The sequence below is a fragment of the Rugamonas sp. GW822-FHT03B10 genome (assembly GCF_058801745.1).
This window is the reverse complement of the sequence record NZ_JBXANP010000002.1, coordinates 47,946-65,261: the sequence shown is the minus strand read 5'-3', so window position 1 is coordinate 65,261 and position 17,316 is coordinate 47,946. Positions and strand designations below refer to the sequence as shown.

Annotated in this window: 15 protein-coding genes; 13 read left to right on the top strand and 2 right to left on the bottom strand. The window is 70.1% G+C overall.

The features are described from left to right. Positions 1-140 precede the first annotated feature (140 nt). The 11 genes from AC1RQG_RS03505 to AC1RQG_RS03455 are packed head-to-tail and all read left to right on the top strand — an operon-like array spanning position 141 to position 10,638. The gene (locus tag AC1RQG_RS03505) at positions 141-1,388 is read left to right on the top strand and encodes a type II secretion system F family protein (protein WP_493128369.1); all 1,248 of its coding nucleotides are present in this window, start codon (positions 141-143) and stop codon (positions 1,386-1,388) included. Next, the gene (locus tag AC1RQG_RS03500; protein WP_493128367.1) at positions 1,385-3,079 is read left to right on the top strand and encodes a GspE/PulE family protein; all 1,695 of its coding nucleotides are present in this window, start codon (positions 1,385-1,387) and stop codon (positions 3,077-3,079) included. The genes AC1RQG_RS03505 and AC1RQG_RS03500 overlap by 4 nt, the downstream gene beginning before the upstream one ends. Further along, complete coding sequence (locus tag AC1RQG_RS03495) at positions 3,066-3,965, top strand: hypothetical protein (RefSeq protein ID WP_493128365.1); 900 nt, start codon at positions 3,066-3,068, stop codon at positions 3,963-3,965. Before AC1RQG_RS03500 ends, AC1RQG_RS03495 begins: the two co-directional genes overlap by 14 nt. Beyond that, on the top strand, positions 3,962-4,645 hold the full coding sequence (locus tag AC1RQG_RS03490) for a hypothetical protein (RefSeq protein WP_493128363.1): 684 nt from the start codon (positions 3,962-3,964) through the stop codon (positions 4,643-4,645). Before AC1RQG_RS03495 ends, AC1RQG_RS03490 begins: the two co-directional genes overlap by 4 nt. Continuing rightward, positions 4,633-5,223 (top strand): hypothetical protein, encoded by a 591-nt coding sequence (locus AC1RQG_RS03485; RefSeq protein ID WP_493128361.1) that lies wholly within the window; start codon positions 4,633-4,635, stop codon positions 5,221-5,223. Before AC1RQG_RS03490 ends, AC1RQG_RS03485 begins: the two co-directional genes overlap by 13 nt. Then, the gene (locus AC1RQG_RS03480; protein ID WP_493128359.1) at positions 5,220-5,834 is read left to right on the top strand and encodes a hypothetical protein; all 615 of its coding nucleotides are present in this window, start codon (positions 5,220-5,222) and stop codon (positions 5,832-5,834) included. The genes AC1RQG_RS03485 and AC1RQG_RS03480 overlap by 4 nt, the downstream gene beginning before the upstream one ends. Further along, a complete protein-coding gene (locus AC1RQG_RS03475) occupies positions 5,831-7,846 on the top strand; it encodes a secretin GspD/PilQ domain-containing protein (RefSeq protein ID WP_493128357.1) in 2,016 nt (671 codons plus the stop codon). The genes AC1RQG_RS03480 and AC1RQG_RS03475 overlap by 4 nt, the downstream gene beginning before the upstream one ends. Then, positions 7,846-8,331, top strand: a complete 486-nt coding sequence (locus tag AC1RQG_RS03470; protein WP_493129257.1) for a type II secretion system protein — start codon at positions 7,846-7,848, stop codon at positions 8,329-8,331. Before AC1RQG_RS03475 ends, AC1RQG_RS03470 begins: the two co-directional genes overlap by 1 nt. Further along, entirely contained in the window at positions 8,325-8,717 is a 393-nt protein-coding gene (locus tag AC1RQG_RS03465) for a type II secretion system protein (protein ID WP_493128355.1), read from the top strand. Before AC1RQG_RS03470 ends, AC1RQG_RS03465 begins: the two co-directional genes overlap by 7 nt. Continuing rightward, entirely contained in the window at positions 8,704-9,276 is a 573-nt protein-coding gene (locus tag AC1RQG_RS03460) for a type II secretion system protein (protein ID WP_493128353.1), read from the top strand. Before AC1RQG_RS03465 ends, AC1RQG_RS03460 begins: the two co-directional genes overlap by 14 nt. 9 nt (positions 9,277-9,285) lie before the next feature. Then, positions 9,286-10,638, top strand: a complete 1,353-nt coding sequence (locus AC1RQG_RS03455) for an MBL fold metallo-hydrolase (protein ID WP_493128351.1) — start codon at positions 9,286-9,288, stop codon at positions 10,636-10,638. A 41-nt stretch (positions 10,639-10,679) separates the two neighbouring features. On the opposite strand, the gene AC1RQG_RS03450 is transcribed toward AC1RQG_RS03455, so the two are convergent. Continuing rightward, positions 10,680-11,468, bottom strand: a complete 789-nt coding sequence (locus AC1RQG_RS03450) for a ferredoxin--NADP reductase (protein ID WP_493128349.1) — start codon at positions 11,466-11,468, stop codon at positions 10,680-10,682. Between the two features lie 197 nt (positions 11,469-11,665). Here AC1RQG_RS03450 and AC1RQG_RS03445 point away from each other — a divergent pair, with 197 nt between their 5' ends. Continuing rightward, positions 11,666-12,892: a M24 family metallopeptidase gene (locus AC1RQG_RS03445; RefSeq protein WP_493128347.1), complete on the top strand. Its 1,227-nt coding sequence runs from the start codon at positions 11,666-11,668 to the stop codon at positions 12,890-12,892. Positions 12,893-13,049: 157 nt separating this feature from the next. Beyond that, positions 13,050-15,293, top strand: a complete 2,244-nt coding sequence (locus AC1RQG_RS03440; protein ID WP_493128345.1) for a putative bifunctional diguanylate cyclase/phosphodiesterase — start codon at positions 13,050-13,052, stop codon at positions 15,291-15,293. Here AC1RQG_RS03440 and paaZ read toward each other — a convergent pair. Next, entirely contained in the window at positions 15,257-17,308 is a 2,052-nt protein-coding gene (paaZ, locus tag AC1RQG_RS03435; RefSeq protein WP_493128343.1) for a phenylacetic acid degradation bifunctional protein PaaZ, read from the bottom strand. The two genes, AC1RQG_RS03440 and paaZ, sit on opposite strands and share 37 nt — an antisense overlap. Between the last annotated feature and the right edge of the window lie 8 nt (positions 17,309-17,316).

Sequence of the window (17,316 nt, the reverse complement as noted above, 5' to 3'; positions counted from 1 at the left end):
TTTTGCAGCAGCGGTCTAAGGTAGCGCAGGGCTGTCCGACCGTTGAGATTTTTTCGATTGTGAACCACCGATGCGTACACCGAATTTCCCCTCCGTGCCCTCCCCCATGCCGTTGAAGCGCGCCCGGGCCCGGACCTGACATGCGGTTCCAGTTGCAGGTGCAAGGCGCCGGCGCCGCCCGCCGCAGCGTGGCGCTGGAGGCGGCCAGCGAGGCGGAGGCGATCCGGCTGGCGGCCCGCCAGGGCTGGCGCGTGCTGGCCGTCGCGGCCCCCGGCACGATGGACGCCGACAGCCGCGCCGGTGCCGGTGCCGGTGCCGGTGCCGGTGCCGGTGCCGGCGCGGCCGTCGGCGTCCGCGGCGCCCAGCCCTTCCCCCTGCTGCAATTCAGCCAGGAGCTGCTGGCCCTGCTCGAAGCGGGCCTGAACCTGGGCGAGGCCATCGCCACCCTGCGCAACAAGGAGCAGCGGCCCGGCGCGCGCGCCACGCTGGTGGCCATCGAGCGCGCGCTGCAGCAGGGCCAGAGCTTCTCCGACACGCTGGCCGGCCTGCCGTCCATCTTCCCCGACATCTACGTGGCCACCGTGCACGCGGCCGAACGCTCGGGCAACCTGCCCGAGGCGCTGGCCCGCTACGTGGCCTACCAATTGCAGTTCGACGCCATCCGCAAGAAGCTGGTGTCGGCCGCCATCTACCCGGCCATGCTGCTGGTGGTGGGCACGCTGGTCACGCTGTTCCTGCTCGGCTACGTGGTGCCGCGCTTCAGCGTCGTGTATGAAAGCTCGGGGCGCGAGATCCCCGTCATGTCGCAGCTGCTGCTCGGCTTCGGCCGCACGCTGGCCGGCCACCCGTGGCTGTCGCTGGGCGCGCTGGGCGGCGCCGTGGCCGCCGTGGCGCTGGGCCTGGGCCACCCGCAGCTGCGCGCGCGCCTGATCCTGGCCGTGCTGCGCCTGCCCGTGCTGGCCGCGCGCGCGGCCGAATTCCGGCTGGCGCGCTGCTACCGCGCCCTGAGCCTGCTGCTGCACGCGGGCATCCCGCTGGCCAAGGCGCTGGCCATGACCAACGCCATGCTGCTGCCGGCCCAGCAGGAACAACTGGCGCTGACGCGGCGCGCCGTCGAACAGGGCCTGCCGTTTTCCGTGGCGCTGGAACGGCACGGCCTGGCCACGCCGGTGGCGCAGTCGCTGCTCAAGGTGGGCGAGAACACGGGCCGCCTGGGCGACATGCTGGAACGCTCGGCCAAATTCCACGACGAGCAATTCGCGCGCTGGGTGGACTGGGCCTCGCGCCTGATCGAGCCGCTGCTGATGACGGTGATCGGCGTGGTGATCGGCGGCGTGGTGGTGCTGATGTACATGCCGATCTTCGAGCTGGCCGGGAGCCTGTCGTGAACGCGCGCGAACCGGCCATCCTCGGCCCGGCCCTGCTGCAGGCGGCGCGCGCGGCCGCCATGGAACAGGGCCGCCCGCAACTGGCCGTGCTGCAGGAAATGGCCGGCCTCACGCCGGAGGAATTCACGCGCCAGCTGGCCGCGCTGTTCCACTATCCGGCCTGGCCCATGGCCCGGCTGCAGGCGGCCCATCCCGCGTTCGAGCTGCTGCCCTACACGGACTGCGCCCAGCGCGACTGCGTGCTGCTGCACGAAGCTGGCCACGACCACGGCCACGGCGGCGCGCCGGTGCTGGTGATCGCCGACCCGCTGGCCGACGACGTGCTGCAATGGGCCGGCTACGCGGTGCCGGTGGCGTTCACGGTGGCGCTGGCCCACGCCGACGACCTGGCCGCCTACCTGGCCCAGCTTGAATCGGCCCAGCAAGCCATGGCCGGCATGCTGGGCGAGGATGGCGCCGGCCCGGGCGACGACACGGACGTCGAGGACATCTCGCTGATCCGCATCAGCGAGGACAGCAGCCCCGTCGTCAAGCTGGTCAACTCCACCATCTACGACGCGCTCAAGTTCCAGGCCAGCGACATCCACCTCGAATGCGACGTGGCCAGCCTGGTCATCAAGTACCGGGTCGATGGGGTGCTGGTGCAGGCCGGCCAGGTGCAGGGCTTGCAGATGGCCGAGCAGGTGATCTCGCGCATCAAGGTGCTGGCCGAGCTGGACATCGCCGAGCGCCGCGTGCCCCAGGACGGGCGCTTCAAGGTGCGCGTGAAAGGCAGCGAGATCGACTTCCGCGTCTCCATCATGCCCAACATCTTCGGCGAGGACGCCGTGCTGCGCCTGCTGGACCGGCGCGCGCTGACCGAGGCGGCCCAGTCGCTGCGGCTGGAAAGCCTGGGCCTGAACGGGGACGCCATCGTCCACATCCGGCGCCTGGCCGCCAAGCCGCACGGCATGCTGCTGGTGACGGGCCCCACCGGCTCGGGCAAGACCACCACGCTGTACGCGGCGCTGACGGAAATTAACACGGGACGCGACAAGGTGGTCACCATCGAAGACCCGGTCGAATACCGGCTGCCGCGCGTGCTGCAGATCCCCGTCAACGAGAAGAAGGGCCTGACCTTCGCGCGCGGCCTGCGCTCGATCCTGCGCCACGATCCGGACAAGATCATGATCGGCGAGATCCGCGACGACGAGACGGCGCAGATCGCCGTGCAGGCGTCGCTCACGGGCCACCTGGTGTTCACCACGGTCCACGCCAACAACGTGTTCGACGTGGTGGGCCGCTTCCTGCACATGGGGGTGGACCCGTACAGCTTCGCGGCCGCGCTGAACGGCATCGTGGCCCAGCGCCTGCTGCGCCTGAACTGCGAGCACTGCGCGGTGGACGCGGCGCCCGATCCGCAAGACCTGCGCGACAGCGGCCTGACGCCGCAGCAGGTGGCGGGCTGGCGCTTCAAGGCCGGCGCCGGCTGCGGCCATTGCCGCGGCACCGGCTACAAGGGCCGCAAGGCGGTGGCCGAGGTGCTGATCCTGAACGACGCCATGCGCGAAATGATCTGCACCCGCGCGCCGGTGGGCCGCATGAAGGAGGAAGCGGCCACGATGGCGTTCCGTCCCGCGCGCGAGGCGGCGCTGGACCTGGTGCGGCTGGGGGAAACGACTTTAACGGAGCTCAATCGTGTCACTTATTGATGGGCTGAACGCGTGGCGCGACGCGCGCCGCGACGGGCGCGCGCATGGGGGCCGGAACGATGGCTTGAACACGGGCTTGCTCGCGGGCCTGGGCGCGCGCACGCTGCGCGTGCACGTGGCGCCCCAACAGTTGCTGACGGTGGTCTGCCGTGGCGGCCAACCGGTGGCGGCCAGCTCCGCGCGCGTGGCCATCGACAATCCCACAGGCCACTGGCAACCGGCCGTGGACGCGCTGCGCGCGTGGCTGGCCAAGTCCGGCCAGACCGGCGCCGGCCTGCCGCTGGAACTGAGCCTGGCGGGCCGCTGGTGCCAGATGCTGGTGGCGCCGTGGAGCGACGCCGTGCTGACGGAGGCGGGCGCCACCCGCTTCCTGCAGACCCAGTTGGCCGCCCTGTACGGCGAGGCGGCGCGCGGCTGGAGCGTGGCGGCCGACGACGCGCCCCACGGCCAGCCGCGCCTCGCGTGCGGCATCGACGCGGCCTTGCTGGCCGACCTGCGGGCCGCCGCCGGCGCGCGTTGCCGCGCCATCGAACCGGCCGTCAGCGTGGTGCTGCGCGCGCTGCTGGCGTCGCGTCCGCAGGCGCTGGCCGTGGTGGAGGCGGGCCGGCTCACGCTGGCCGCGCTGGCCGGCGGCCGCATCACGGCCATCGCGGCCCAGCCCTGCGGCGCGGCCTGGCACGGCGAGCTGGTTCAGGCGTGGCAGCGCTGGACCCTGCGCGCGCCGGAACTGGCGCAACTGACCGACATCGCCGTGGTCGATCTGAGCGGGGCCAGCCTGCGCCTGGCCCGCGCGGCCGGCGCCGACGTGCTGCCGCCGCCGTTCCGGCTGGCCGACAGTCCGTTCGGCGCCGTGCAGACGCCGGCCATCCCACAGGAGGCGGCATGAATTTCAATCACCTGCCGCCCGCCCATCAACCGCCCGGGCCTCCCGGATCGCCACCCGGATCGCCGCCGCCGCCGGCCACAGCGCGCCTGCGCTTCCGGCTGGCGCGCCTACTGCCGCTGCCCGCCGGCCATGTCAGCCGCGTCAACTTCCTGCCCGCCGGCGCGCCCCTGTCGGGCTGGCGCCTGGCCCTGCTGGCGGCCGGCCTGCTCGTGCTGGCCCCGACGGCCATCAGCTGGAACGCCCGCCAGCAGGCCGTGGCGCGGCTCGACAGCCAGCTGGCCCAGGCCCAGCCCCGTCCCATCGCCCGGCCCGCGCGCGCGCCGGCTGAACAGCGCGCGCTGGATCAGCAGGTGAAGGCGGTCGCCGCCGCCGTGCGCCAGCTCAACCTGCCCGTGGCGCGTCTGGTGAAGACCGTGCAGCCGCCGCGCGACGTGCGCGTGGCGCTGCTGGCGCTGGACCTGAACAGCCAGCCGGCCGCCGACGCGGGCACCTCCACCACCCCGGCCGGGGCGCTGAAGATCGCGGCCGAGGCGGAAACCATGCAGGACATGATCAACTACCTGGCCTTCCTCAACCAGCAGCCGCTGTTCCAGTCGGTCTATCTGGTCAAGCATGAAATGAACGTGAACGCACCGGACCACCCGTACCGCTTCCAGATGGAGGCCCAATGGCATCAATGAGCGCACCGAAGCTGACGCTGCCGCCCAATCTGTCGGCCCGCCTCGCATGGCAGACGCGCCGCGCGCTGCGCCGCACCGGCCTGCCCGCCATCGCGGGCGCGGCCTGCCTGGCGCTGGCCGCGCTGGCCTCCTGGCATGGCGCGCAACTCGAACAACGCCAGGCCGAGCTGACCCGCCAGCTGGCCGCCGCCGCCCGCGCGGCCGCCACGCCCGCCATCCCCGTGGCCACGGAAGCGGACGGCGTGGCCGCGTTCTACGCCTACCTGCCCGCGCACGACACCATCCCCGACCAATTGAGCGCGCTGGCCAGGGTGGCGCAGGACAGCGGCGTCACGCTGGCCAAGGCCGAATACAAGGCGGAGCAGGACAGCCAGGCCGCGTTCCTGCGCTACCAGATCACGCTGCCGGTGCGGGCCGACTACGCCAGCGTGCAGAACTTCATCATCGGCGCGCTGCAGGCCGTGCCGGCGCTGATACTGGACTCGGTGGCCTTCAAGCGCGAACAGATCGAGAGCGGCGACGTGGAGGCGCGCATCCAGTTCGTGCTGCTGGTGCGGCTGCGCGGGGTGCGCCGATGAGAAAGCTCGTACTCGGGGTGGCCGCCGCCGCCACCGTGCTGGCCGCATGGTTCGCCCCCGACCAGGATGGCGGCGTGGTCGGCCCGGCCGGCGCCACCACGCGCGAACCGGCCGCCGCGCGCACTGCCGGCGATGCCGGCGCCGGCACGACGCAGGGCGGAGCGACGCAGGGCGGAGCGAGCGGCGCGGCGGGCACCCCGGCCGACGCCAACGGCGGCCCCGCCCCACAACAATGGCTGGACCTGCAAATCCATCCGCGCGTGAGCGACGATGAACTGGGCAACCTGTTCGCCAAGCAGAGCTGGCAGCCGGACGCGCCCAAGAAGGTGCTGCCGCCGCAGGTGGCCGATGCAACCCAGGCGGCGCAACCGGCGCGCGCCTCGGCCGCGGCGACGGGCGCGCCGCCGCTGCCGTTCCAGTTCATGGGCCGCTTCGTCGAGGATGGCAAGAGCGCCTACTTCCTGCAGCAGGACGGCCGCAACGTGGTGGCCCGCCCCGGCGAGAAGATCGACGACAACTACCTGCTCGAAAGCGCGGCCAACGGCGCGCTCCAATTCATCTACCTGCCGCTCAACGAGCGCCAGACCTTAGCCGTAGGGGACAACAATTGAACCATCACGCCGCATTCGCCGTCCTGTCGCTGAGCGCCCTGCTGTGCGGCTGCGCCGGCAGTCCCAGCTACAAGGAAGGCAACGCGCTGCTCGACGCGGGCCAGATCGACCAGGGCCTCGCCAGGCTGGAACAGGCCGTGCGCGACGACCCGCACAACGCCGAATACCGCATGGTGCTGCTGAACCGCAAACTGAAGATCGTCAACGCGTACAACGCGCGCGCCGAGCTGCTGCGCGAGCAGGGCGACGCCACCGGCGCCGGGCAAAGCTACCGCCAGGCGCTGGCCGTGGACCCGGCCAACAGCGTGGCGCGCCAGGGGCTGGCCGCGCTGGAGCAGGACGCGCGCCACCGCCGGATCATGGCCGAGGCGGAGCAACTGCTGGCCAAGGGCGGCGACGCCAACCTGGCGCAGGCGCAGGACGTGCTGCGCCCGCTGCTGCTGGAGCGACCCAACCAGCGCGACGCGCTGCGCCTGAAGACCCGCATCGCCGACGCCCAGACCCGGCTGCATCCGGCCGGCGGCCGGCTGGCGGCCGCCTACCGCAAACCCGTCACGCTGGAATTCCGCGACGCGCCGCTGCGCTCCGTGTTCGACTTCATCGGCAAGGTGTCGGGCCTGAACTTCGTGTTCGACCGCGACGTCGATCCCAACCTGCGCGCCACCATCTCCGTGCGCGACGCCAGCATCGAGCAGGCCATCTCCATGCTGCTGGGCGCCAACCAGCTGGAACAGACGGTGACGGGCGAGCGCGCCATCACCATCTACCCCAACACGCCGCAGAAGGTGAAGGACTACCAGCAGCTGGTGGTGCGCAGCTTCTTCCTGGCCAACGCCGACGTGAAGACCGTGGCCTTCACGCTCAAGACCCTGCTCAAGGCGCGCGACATCGTGACGGACGAGCGGATCGGCATGATCATGATGCGCGACACGCCGGAGATGGTCCGCATGGCCGAGCGCATCATCGCCGTGCAGGACGTGGCCGACCCCGAGGTGATGCTGGAGGTGGAAGTGCTGGAGGTCAAACGCACGCGCGGCCAGGAACTGGGCATCCGCTGGCCCGACGGCGCCGGCCTGACCCTGCTCGGCCAGGGCAACAGCCTGCCGGGCAGCCTGAAACTGGCCGACCTGCACCGCATCAACGGCGAGAACATCGCGCTGGGCCTGGGCTCCACCACGCTCAACGCCACGGGAACGGACACCGACAGCAACATCCTGGCCAACCCGCGCATCCGCGTGCGCAACAAGGACAAGGCCAAGGTGCTGATCGGCGACCGCGTCCCCGTCATCACCGTCACCACCAACAACGGCGTCAGTTCCGACAGCGTCAACTACGTGGATGTGGGCCTGAAGCTGGAGGTCGAGCCGAACGTCCATCTGGACGATGAGGTGGCGATCAAGATCAACCTCGAAGTGAGCAGCGTGGTCAAGGACATCACCAGCAAATCGGGCACCCAGGCCTACCAGATCGGCACCCGCAGCGCCGCCACCGTGCTGCGCCTGCACGACGGCGAAACCCAGGTGCTGGCGGGCCTGATCAACGACGAGGACCGCAAGACGGCCTACAAGGTGCCGGGTCTGGGCGAAGCGCCCGTGCTCAACCGCCTGTTCGGCAGCCAGAAGGACGACAGCACCCGCAGCGAGATCGTGCTGTCGATCACGCCGCATGTGCTGCGCGCCATCCAGCGTCCGGAAATGAGCGCGGCCGAATTCAATTCCGGCACCGAGACGGACATCGGCGGGCGCGGCGCGGCCGGGCTGGTGCTGGCCTCGGCCGGCGGCGGTGCCGGTGCCGGTGCAGGCGCGGGCCAGCCCGCCCCCATGCCCGCGCGCGCCGCCACGGCCATGACGGGCGGCGCGCCCATGGCCGACGCGGACGCGCCGACCTCGGCCCCCACCGAACCGCCAGCCGCATCCGACGCCGGCGACGGCGCCGCCACGCCGCCCGCGCCGGCTTCCGCCAAGCCGGTTCCGCCGGGCGGCATCCCCTACGCGCCGAAGAAAGGACAGTGATTGTGGCCGCCCTTCGCGCGCGCCAGCGCGGCTTCACCTTCATCGAGCTGATGATCACGCTCACCATCATGGCCACGCTGGCCACGGTGGCCGTGCCGATGGCGCAGGTGGCCCTGCAGCGCGACAAGGAGCGCCAGCTGCGCGCCGCCCTGATCGAGCTGCGCGAGGCGATCGACGCCTACAAGCGGGCCGCAGACAACGGCCGCATCAAGCCGGCCCTCGGCGAATCGGGCTACCCGAAGAAGCTGGAGGACCTGGTGGACGGCGTGCCCGACGAACGCAGTCCGCGCAAGCAGAACATGTACTTCCTGCGCCGCCTGCCGCGCGACCCGTTCGCGCCGCCCGGCGTGGGCGCGGCGGCCAGCTGGGCCACGCGCAGCTACGCCTCGCCGCCGGACAATCCCACCGAGGGCGAGGACGTGTTCGACGTGGCCTCGCGCTCGGACGCCGTGGGCCTGAACGGCGTGCCGCTCAAGCTATGGTGACGGCCATGCACAGGCGCGCGCGGGCCGGCTTCACGCTGATCGAACTGCTGGTGGTGTTGTCCATCATCGCGCTGATGCTGACCATCGCGCTGCCGCGCTATTTCGGCTCGGTGGAGAAGTCGAAGGAGGTGGCGCTCAAGGAAAACCTGCAGGTGCTGCGCAGCGGGATCGACAAATACTATGCCGACAAGGGCGAATACCCGTCCGCGCTGGCCGACCTGGTGACGCAGCACTACTTCCGCACCGTGCCGCTGGACCCGGTGACGGAGTCGGCGTCCACCTGGCAGCTGCTGCCCTCGCCCGACGTGGACAAGCCGGGCGTGGCCGACGTGCGCAGCGGCGCCAAGGGCAACACGCATGAGGGAGTGCCGTATGGCCAGCTTTGATGGACGGCCAGGACGGCGGCCCGCGCGCGGCTTCGCCTACCTGTGGACGCTGCTGATGGTGGCCTTCATGGGCGTGGGCCTGACCATCGCGGGCGACCTGTACGCGACGGCGGCGCGGCGCGACCAGGAACGCCAGCTGCTGTTCATCGGCCACGAATTCCGCAACGCCATCGCCAGCTACTACAAGGCCAACGGCCGCAACCAGTATCCGCAAACGCTGGACGAGCTGCTCAAGGATCCGCGCTTCGCCGGCGCCACGCGCCACCTGCGCCGGCTGTACGCGGACCCCGTCACGGGCAAGGCGGAATGGGCGCTGGTGCTGGTGCAGGGCCGCATCGCGGGCGTGCACTCGTTGTCGTCCCGCCAGCCCATCAAGCAGGACAATTTCGACGACGACGACGCCGGACTGCGGCAGAAAGCCCATTACGCCGACTGGGTGTTCACCTATCCGCACGACCTGTTCATCCCGCCCCAGAGCGGCGCATCGCCCCAGAACGGCGCCGCACCCAACGCCGCGCCCAATGCCATTCCCGGCGGTTCGCCCATACGGGGAGGATAGAATGACGGCATGAGCCTGACAATATCCCGTATCCTCCACGCCGGCTATGTGTTCGCATGCGGCGCCACGCGCATCGCCTTCGACCCCATCTTCGAAAATCCGTTCAGCCGCAACTGCCACGCCTTCCCGGACGTGCGCTTCGACCTCGACCGGATCAGGCAGCAACGCTTCGACGCCGTCTTCATCTCGCACTTCCACGACGACCACTGCTCGCTCGAGAGCCTGGACCTGCTGGACCGCGACACGCCGGTCTATCTGTACTGCCTGTTCGACGAGCTGTTCGCCATGCTGCGCGAACTGGGCTTCCGCCACGTGCACGCGCTGCGGCTCGACGAGACGGTCGTCGTCGGCGCCATGGCGGTGACACCGCGCGAGGCGATCGACGCCGACGTGGACGCCATGTTCCAGGTGCGGGCCGGTGGCGTGAACGTGCTCAACGTGGTGGACGCGTGGATCGCCCCCGTCACGCTGGCCGTGCTGGCGCGCGAAGCGCCGTGGGACATGGTGCTGTGGCCGTTCCAGACCATGCGCGAGGTGGAGGTGCTGATGCCGTCCCGCGCGGAGATCGATCCGGTGGAGATTCCGGCCGAATGGCTGGAGCAGCTCAAGGTGCTCAATCCCCGCTACGTGGTGCCCAGTTCCTGCCAGTTCCAGCAGGAGCCGTGGTCGTGGTACAACCGCGCCTTCTTCCCGCTCACCTACCGGCTGTTCCAAGAGGCCGTGGAGGCGGCGCTGCCGCAGGCGCGCGTGGTGCGCCTGAACCCGTCCGTGTCGGTGACGCTGGACGCGGCCACGCTGCGCCCCTCGGAACCGCTGCCGTGGGTGATCCCGGTCGGCGAGCAGGACGTCGATTACCAGTACGACGGCCACGCCGCGCCGCCCGCGACGGCCGACATCGCGCGCCACTTCGCGCCGCTGACGGCGCCGCAGCGGCAGACCGTGCTCGATTACTGCCGCACAGGGCTACTGGAAAAATACAGCGGTATGGAACTGGAACCGGGCGGCTATTTCGACCAGCCGCGCGTGTGGCGGCTGTCGCTGTACGACCATGACGGGACGGCCACCCACTTGCGCTACCGGGTGCGCGGCGACAGCATCGCGCGCCTGCCCGATGACGATGCCAGCCCGCTGGGCTGGGCCACGGAGGTGCCGCTGGCCAAAGTGTACGCGGCGCTGGTGCTGGGGGAATCGTTGACGTCGATGTACATGCGCATCAACGATGCGCGCTTCGACGCGGTCACGGAGGAGGAGATCGCGGACGCGGAGATCGTGGACGATCCCCTGATCCGCTGCCTGTTCAACGACGCCTTCGGCGCCTACCAGGCCGCCCAGTTGCGTCGTCTACAGCAAGGAAGGAACTAGCGCTTGAGCCCCGGCCAGGGCGGCCGGGGCGGCGGGAATGCTTACTTCTCGACGAAGGCGCGTTCCACCACGTAGCTGCCCTGGTGGTTCATATTGCCTTCGTTGAAGCCCTTGGCCTTCAGCATCTCGGACAGGTCGTGCAGCATGGCGGGGTTGCCGCAGATCATCACACGGTCCTGCTCCGGATCGAGCTGGTCCAGGCCGAACTCGGCCGCCAGCGCGCCCGTCTCCAGCAGTTCAGGGATGCGGCCCGAGCGCACAAACGGTTCGCGGCTGGCCACCGGGCAGTAGATCAGCTTGTCCTTGATCAGTTCGCCCAGGTATTCGTGGTCGTGCAGTTCGGCCTCGATGAAGTCCTTGTAGCCGAATTCGCTCACGAAACGCACGCCGTGCACCAGCACGATGTGCTCGTAATCGTCGTAGTACTCGGGGTCGCGGATGATGCTCATGAACGGCGCCAGGCCCGTGCCGGTGCTCAGCAGGTACAGGTTGCGGCCCTTCTTCAGGTTGTCCTTGATCAGGGTGCCGGTCGGCTTCTTGCCCACCAGCACGGTGTCGCCCACCTTCAGGTGCTGCAGGCGCGACGTCAGCGGGCCGTTCGGCACCTTGATGCTGTAGAACTCCAGCAAATCGTCGTAATGGGGGCTCACGATACTGTAGGCGCGCACCAGCGGACGGCCCTCCACTTCCAGGCCCATCATCACGAACTGGCCGGACAGGAAACGCAAGCCAGCCTTGCGCGTGGTTTTGAAGCTGAACAGCGTGTCGTTCCAGTGATGGACCTCGGTCACCGTTTCTGAGTAGTAATTCGGGAAATTGGCAGTGGTCATACAGGTAGAGGTTGCAAGTTGATGGAGTTGCAGCTAAAGCATGGCGATGGGGCGCCGAAGGGGCAATTGTACATCTTCCACCACATGCCTGCATTTTAGGCGGCCCCCGCCCGCCGCCGTCACGGATGAAACTGCTATCATCGGCGCAGCGCAGACACGACGATCCGCGCTCCCACGACACACCCACAGGAGACACTATGACCATCGGCGGCAGCACCATCGAACAGGCATTGGCCACCCTTTCCGACATGACGGCCGGCGCCGTGCCCATCGGCCGGGACGAATACCGGCAACGCATCCTCAAGGCGCAGGCCCGCATGCGCGAGCTGGGCATCGCCGCCATCTACGTGAACGCCGGCGCCAACCTCACCTACTTCACCGGCACCCGCTGGACGGCCAGCGAGCGCATGGTGGGCGCGATCGTGCCGGCCCACGGCGCGCTCGAATACATCGCGCCCGCCTTCGAGGAAGGCACGCTCAAGGACTTCATGCAGGTGGAGGGCCGCGTCAACTGCTGGGAGGAGCATGAAAGCCCCTACCAGCTGTTCATCGCCACCCTGCAGCGCATGGGCGTGGCGCCGGACGCCGACCGCCCGCCCCGCGTCGGCCTGTGCGAAAGCGCCGCCTTCTTCATCGTCGACGGCATCCGTCCGCTGGCGGCCGGCTACACGCTGGAGAACGCCCGCCCCATCACGGCCTGGTGCCGCAGCCGCAAATCGGCCGCCGAAATCGCCCTGATGCAGCGCGCCAAGGACATGACGCTGGCCGTGCACGTGGCCACGGCCAGCATCCTGCACGAAGGCATCACGACGGTCGAGGTGGAACAGTTCATCGAGCGCGCGCACCGCAAGGTGGGCGCCTCGGGGTCGTACTTCGTCATCGTGCTGTTCGGCGAGGCCACGGCCTACCCGCACGGCGTGAGCTACGTGCAGACGCTCAAGCCGGGCGACACGGTGCTGATCGACACCGGCTGCAAGCTGCACAATTACATTTCCGACATCACCCGCACCTACGTCTACGGCCAGCCCAGCGACCACCAGCGCGCCGTGTGGGCCAGCGAGCAGAAGGCGCAGCTGGCCGCCTTCAACGCCGCGCAGCTGGGCGTGCCGTGCGAGCATGTAGACCAGGCGGCCCGCCGCGCGCTGGAGGAGGATGGCTACGGCCCCGGCTACAAGCTGCCCGGCCTGCCCCACCGCACCGGCCACGGCATCGGCCTCGACATCCACGAGTGGCCGTACCTGGTGGGTGGCGACCAGACCCCGCTCGACGTCGGCATGTGCTTCTCGAACGAGCCGATGATCTGCATCCCCGGCCACTTCGGCGTGCGCCATGAGGACCACTTCTACATGACGGCATCCGGTCCCAAATGGTTCACGCAGCCGGCCTACAGCATCGACGACCCGTTCCGCCTGCAACACAAGTGACGCAAAACAACCGGGGTCAGGTCATGAATTCAGGCACTTTTCCTGAATTCATGACCTGACCCCGGTTTTCCAGGCGACCAAGTTACTAGCACGATGCTATAGTCGTCGGGAATGCCGCCCGCTGGATGCGGTGGCGCTTCTGACAATCTGTTTCATCATGGCAACGACCGACGCTACCGGATTCGCGCGCTACGCTTGGCTCACGGCGGGCCTGTCGCTGCTGTTCTGCGCCACGTTCACGCTGTACGTGTGGAGCGAGAAGCAGATCGACCTCGCCAACGACGTGCGCCATGAGAGCGAAATGCTGTCCGACGAGCTGCGCCAGTCGTCCGACGACCTGACCCACATGGCGCGCAGCTACGTGGCCACCGGCGAGCCGGCCTTCCGCCGCCATTACGACGCCATCCTCGCCATCCGCGACGGCCGCGCGCCCCGCCCGCTCGATTACCACATCGTGTATTGGGACCTGGTGCCGGCCGACGGCCACGCGCCGCGGGCCGACGGTCCGCCTGTGCCGCTGCTGACGCTGTTGCGCCGGGCCGGCGTCACGCCGGACGAACTGGCGCTGCTGACCGAATCGAAAACCAATTCCGACCAGCTGACGGGCATCGAGCACGCGGCCATGGCGCTGGCCGGGCCGGGCGCCGACACGGCGGCGCGCGCGCAGGCCACCCGCATGTTGAACGACGCGGCCTATCATCAGGCCAAGGCCCGCATTTTGCGCCCCATCATGCACTTCCAGCTCCAGCTGGAACAACGCACGGACGCCAGCGTGCAGGACGCCAAAGTGCGGGCCCGGTGGGCGCGCCGCGCCTTCCTGCTGGCCGGCGCGCTGCTGGTGGCGCTGCTGCTGCGCGTGGTGTGGCTGCTGCGCACCACGCTGGGCGCGTCCGTCACGGCGCTGCACGCCAGCATCGCGCGGCTGGGCAGGGGCGACTTCGCGACCCCGATCACCGTGGCGCCCGGGCGCGAGCACAGCGTGCAGGGCTGGCTGGCGGCCACCCGCGCCAAGCTGGCCGCCAGCGACGCCAGCCGCGCGGCGGCCGAGGAGCAGGTGCGCTACCTGGCCCACTTCGATCCGCTCACGGGCCTGCCCAACCACAGCCGCATGCATCAGCTGGCCCGGCAGGCGTTCGCCGACGCCGGCCCGGCCGGCCAGCCGGTGGCGCTGCTGTTCCTGGACCTGGACCACTTCAAGGACATCAACGACGCGCTGGGCCACGGCACCGGCGACGCCGTGCTGGCCGAGCTGGCGCGCCGCCTGCACGCCCAGCTCGCCCACGAGGACGTGGCCTGCCGCCTGGGCGGCGACGAATTCGTGCTGCTGCTGCGCGGCGCCGGCCGCGCCGAGGCGCCCGCGCGCGCGCAACGGCTGCTGGCCGCCGTCGCCGCGCCGTGCCGCGTCGAGGAATACGACCTCAATCTGTCGGCCTCGATCGGGGTGGCCATCTTCCCCGACGACGGCGAGGAGCTGGAACTGCTGCTGCAGCGGGCCGACATGGCCATGTACAGCGCCAAGCGCGAAGGGCGCAACGGCTACCGCCTGTTCGCGCCGGCCATGCAGGCCCATTTCACGCGCCAGCTGCAACTGGTGACGGCGCTGCGCCAGGCGCTGGGCAGCGAGCAGCTGCAGGTGGTGTACCAGCCGCAGGTGGCGCTGCACAACGGCGCCGTGGTGGGCGCCGAGGCGCTGCTGCGCTGGCGCCATCCGGCGCTGGGCGTGGTGGCGCCGGTCGAGTTCATCCCCGCCGCCGAACACAGTGGCCTGATCCTGCCGCTGGGCGAATGGGTGCTGCGCCAGGCCGTGCGCCAGGCGCGCGCGTGGCTGGACGCGGGCCTGCCGCCGCTGACGATGGCCGTCAACCTGTCGGCGCACCAGTTCCGCCATCCGGACCTGCCCGAACTGGTGGGCCGCATCCTGCGCGAGGAGGGGCTGGCGCCCGAACACCTGGAACTGGAGCTGACCGAGGGGGTGGCCATGCACGACCCGCACGGCGCCGTGCTGACCATGAACAGCCTGCACGAGCGCGGCGTGCGCATGGCGATCGACGACTTCGGCACCGGCTTCTCGTCGCTCAGCTATCTCAAGCAATTCAAGATCTGCAAGCTGAAGATCGACCGCAGCTTCGTGCGCGACATCGACAGCAACCCCGAGGACCAGGCCATCGTGGCGGCCATCGTCAGCATGGCGCGCGGCCTGGGGCTGAGCACCATCTCGGAAGGGGTGGAGACGGAGCAGCAACTGGCCCTGCTGCGCGCGCAGGGCTGCGACGAAATCCAGGGCTACTACTACAGCCGGCCGCTGGCGGCGGCCGACTTCGCGGCCTTCGTGCGCAGCCGCGCCGGCGACAGCACCGCCGGGGATCAGCCGCGCTTCATCACCAGCGTCAGGATGTCGTAACTGGCCACCAGCTCGTCGCGCTGGTTGGTCACCTGCACGTCCCAGGCCACCACGCCCTGGCCCACGCCCTTGTCGTCGGTGCGGTTGCGGTCGACCTTGCGCTTGCACGTGAGGCGCGCGCGGATGGTGTCGCCGATCGCCACCGGGGTGATGAAGCGCAGGTTGTCGAGCCCGTAGTTGGCCAGCACGGGACCGGGCGCGGGCGACACGAACAGCCCGGCCGCCGCCGACAGCACGAAGTAGCCGTGCGCGATGCGCTGGCCGAACTGGGTGTCGCGCGCGGCGATCTCGTCGAAGTGCATGTAGAAGTAGTCGCCCGAGACGCCGCCGAAGTTGACGATGTCCGCCTCGCTCACCGTGCGGCGGTGGGTCAGCAGCGAGTCGCCGATCTGCAGGTCCTGGAAGTATTTGCGGAACGGGTGCTGTTCGCTCTCGCGCACGGCCGCGCCGCGCACGTACTCGCCCGTGACGGCGGCCAGCATGGTGGGCGAGCCCTGGATCGCGGCCCGCTGCAGGAAGTGGCGCACGGCGCGGATGCCGCCCAGTTCCTCGCCGCCGCCGGCCCGGCCCGGGCCGCCGTGCTTGAGCTGGGGCAGCGGCGAGCCGTGGCCGGTGGAGTCGACGGCCGCCTCGCGGTCCAGGATCAGCACGCGGCCGTGCGAGGCGGCCGCCAGCGGCACGCAACGGGCGGCCGTGCCCACGTCCTTGGTCACCAGCGTGGACACCAGGCTGCCCTTGCCGCGCGCGGCCAGCGCCATCGCCTCGTCGATGTCGTCGTAGGCGATCATGGTGCTGACCGGGCCGAACGCCTCCACGTCGTGCACGGCGTCGTTGCGCAGGCCGTCGCGGCACAGCAGCAGCGTGGGCGCGAAGAACGCGCCGTGCTCCACACCCTGGCCCACGGGCTTGAAGCCGTCGCCGGCGCCGTACACGATCTCGTTGCCGCGCGCCAGCATGGCCACGCGCTCGGCCACGTCGCGCTGCTGGTCCTTCGAGGCCAGCGCGCCCATGCGCACGCCCTCGACGGACGGGTCGCCCACGCTGACCTTGGCCAGCCGCTCGCGCAGCCGTTCGCCCACGGCCTGCACCTGCTGGCGCGGCACGATGATGCGGCGGATGGCCGTGCACTTCTGGCCGGCCTTGCCCGTCATCTCGCGCGCCACCTCCTTCACGAACAGGTCGAACTCGGGGTCGTCCGGCGTCACGTCCGGCGCCAGGATGGCGCAGTTGAGCGAGTCCGCCTCGGCCGTGAACGGCACCGAGTTGGCCACCAGGTTGGCGTTGGTGCGCAGCCGCGCGGCCGTGTCGGCCGATCCCGTGAACGTCACCACGTCGGCGCCCGTCAGGCGGTCCAGCAGATCGCCCGTGCCGCCGATCACCAGTTGCAGCGCGCCTTCGGGCAGCAAGCCCGATTCGTGCATCATGCGCACCAGCGCCTCGGTCAGGTAGCTGGTAGCCGTGGCGGGCTTGCCGATGCACGGCATGGCGGCCAGGAAGCTGGGCGCGAATTTCTCCAGCAAGCCCCAGATGGGGAAGTTGAAGGCGTTGATGTGCACGGCCAGCCCGCCGCGCGGCACCAGGATGTGGGTGCCGGCGAAACCGCCGCTCTTGCCGAGCGCCATGGCCGGGCCTTCATGCAGCACGTTGGACGACGGCAGCTCGCGGCTGCCCATGCTGGCGTAGGCGAACAGGGTGCCGGTGCCGCCCTCAATGTCGACCCAGCTGTCGGCGCGGGTGGCGCCCGTCAGGTGCGAGATCGCGTACAGCTCCTCCTTGCGGCCGACCAGGTACAGGGCCAGCGCCTTCAGGCGCGCGGCGCGCTGCTGGAAATCCATCGCCATCAGGGCCGGCACGCCGGTCTTACGGGCGTAGTGGACGGCCTCGCCGAAGTCGATGCGCTCGGCGTGGGTGTGGTAGATGACGGCGTTGGTCAGGGCGTTGTGCAGCGGCGTGGCCGCCTCGGCGCCGAGCCAGCGGCCGCCGATCAGGCTTTGCAGGGTGGGGGTGTGGGCCATACTGTGGT

Excerpts from the sequence above, each read along its gene's own strand:
- AC1RQG_RS03505 (WP_493128369.1), top strand. The coding sequence starts at position 141 with ATGCGGTTCCAGTTGCAGGTGCAAGGCGCCGGCGCCGCCCGCCGCAGC.
- AC1RQG_RS03490 (WP_493128363.1), top strand. The coding sequence starts at position 3,962 with ATGAATTTCAATCACCTGCCGCCCGCCCATCAACCGCCCGGGCCTCCC.
- AC1RQG_RS03485 (WP_493128361.1), top strand. The coding sequence starts at position 4,633 with ATGGCATCAATGAGCGCACCGAAGCTGACGCTGCCGCCCAATCTGTCG.
- AC1RQG_RS03480 (WP_493128359.1), top strand. The coding sequence starts at position 5,220 with ATGAGAAAGCTCGTACTCGGGGTGGCCGCCGCCGCCACCGTGCTGGCC.
- AC1RQG_RS03465 (WP_493128355.1), top strand. The coding sequence starts at position 8,325 with ATGGTGACGGCCATGCACAGGCGCGCGCGGGCCGGCTTCACGCTGATC.
- AC1RQG_RS03460 (WP_493128353.1), top strand. The coding sequence starts at position 8,704 with ATGGCCAGCTTTGATGGACGGCCAGGACGGCGGCCCGCGCGCGGCTTC.
- AC1RQG_RS03455 (WP_493128351.1), top strand. The coding sequence starts at position 9,286 with ATGAGCCTGACAATATCCCGTATCCTCCACGCCGGCTATGTGTTCGCA.
- AC1RQG_RS03450 (WP_493128349.1), bottom strand. The coding sequence starts at position 11,468 with ATGACCACTGCCAATTTCCCGAATTACTACTCAGAAACGGTGACCGAG.
- AC1RQG_RS03445 (WP_493128347.1), top strand. The coding sequence starts at position 11,666 with ATGACCATCGGCGGCAGCACCATCGAACAGGCATTGGCCACCCTTTCC.
- AC1RQG_RS03440 (WP_493128345.1), top strand. The coding sequence starts at position 13,050 with ATGGCAACGACCGACGCTACCGGATTCGCGCGCTACGCTTGGCTCACG.
- paaZ (WP_493128343.1), bottom strand. The coding sequence starts at position 17,308 with ATGGCCCACACCCCCACCCTGCAAAGCCTGATCGGCGGCCGCTGGCTC.